General features: G+C 65.7%; 1 pseudogene. It reads left to right on the forward strand.

What is annotated here, in order from left to right:
* Positions 1-34: 34 nt before the first annotated feature.
* Positions 35-1,727: pseudogene (locus JK363_RS41190) on the forward strand (type I polyketide synthase); the annotation flags it as partial.

A 1,727-nucleotide genomic window follows, 5' to 3' on the forward strand; every position in this document is an offset into this window, starting at 1 on the left:
TTACGCCTTCCAACGCCAACACTACTGGCTCGACATGCCGCTCGACGACGAGAAGACGTCGGTAGAGACGTCGGCTCTGGTGAGTGAGCTGCGGAGGCTCGGTGAAACCGAGCGCATGTATCGGATGACGGAGCTGGCTCGCGCGCACATCACAGCCACGCTCGGCAGCGGCGTGCTCGGTGAGGGTGCGCTCGGTCAGACGTTCAGGGATCTGGGCTTCGATTCCTTGATGTCCGCCGAACTGCGGGACAGGCTCTCGCGCGCCCTGGAGATCACGCTACCGAGTTCGGTGATCTTCGATTACCCCACTCCCGCTGTTCTCATCGAACACTTGCAATCAGTGGTGTTGGGCGCAGATGTCGACGTCGACACCCAGTCTGCGTCGATTGCTGATCCCGATGATCCTGTGGTGATTGTCGGGATGGCTTGCCGTTATCCGGGTGGGGTGGGTTCTCCGGAGGATTTGTGGTCGCTGGTGGTCGAGGGCAGGGAGGGGATTACTGGTTTTCCGGAGTCGCGTGGCTGGGATGTGGAGGGTTTGTATCACGCGGATCCGGATCATCCGGGGACGACGTATGCGCGTGGTGGCGGGTTCTTGCACGACGCGGGTGAGTTCGATGCCGGGTTCTTCGGGATCTCGCCCCGTGAGGCGACGGCGATGGATCCGCAGCAGCGGTTGTTGCTGGAGGTTGCCTGGGAGGCTTTCGAGCGCGCGGGTATCGACGCGGACTCACTGCGCGGCACCCAGACCGGCGTGGTGGTAGGAGCAACACCGCACGGATACGGTGCGGTAGGAACTGACGCCGGCGGATACCTGCTCACCGGTACCACGCCTGGGGTCCTGTCCGGGCGAATCGCGTACCAGTTCGGCTTCGAGGGACCCGCGACAACGGTCGACACGGCCTGTTCGTCATCGTTGGTGGCACTGCACCTGGCGGCGCAGGCGTTGAGATCGGGCGAGTGCTCGCTCGCGCTGGCCGGCGGTGTCGCGGTCATGGGCACTCCGATGATCCTCACGGAGTTCGCGCGGCAGCGTGGATTGTCTCCGGACGGCCGGTGCCGGTCGTTCGGTGCGGGCGCGGACGGCACCGGATGGTCCGAGGGCGTGGGCCTGGTGGTGCTGGAACGGTTGTCCGATGCGCGGCGCAACGGGCACCGGGTGCTCGCGCTGCTGGCGGGTTCGGCCGTGAACCAGGACGGGGCCTCGAACGGACTGACGGCCCCGAACGGACCATCGCAGCAGCGGGTGATCCGGCAGGCGCTGGCCAACGCAGGGCTGACGGCCGCCGATGTCGACGTGGTGGAAGGGCACGGCACGGGTACTCGACTTGGGGACCCGATCGAAGCACAGGCACTACTGGCAACCTACGGGCGGGAGCACACCGACGGCTCACCCCTGTGGCTCGGATCGGTGAAAGCGAACATCGGACACCCGCAGGCGGCGGCAGGCATTGCCGGGGTCATCAAAATGGTGATGGCGCTGCAGCACCAGTTCTTGCCCAGAACCCTGTTCGCCGAGGACCCCTCGACCGAGGTGGATTGGTCTTCCGGTGGGGTGGCGTTGCTGACCCGATCACGAGAATGGCCGGACACCGGCCGACCCCGGCGAGCCGGAGTGTCCTCGTTCGGCATCAGCGGGACGAACGCACACGTCATTCTGCAGCAACCGCCGAATGAACCAGCAATGGCCGATCGGCGGCCAACGCCGACAGCTACGCGTGAATTGC

Source organism: Streptomyces coffeae (assembly GCF_016741875.1).
Lineage (GTDB): Bacteria > Actinomycetota > Actinomycetes > Streptomycetales > Streptomycetaceae > Streptomyces > Streptomyces coffeae.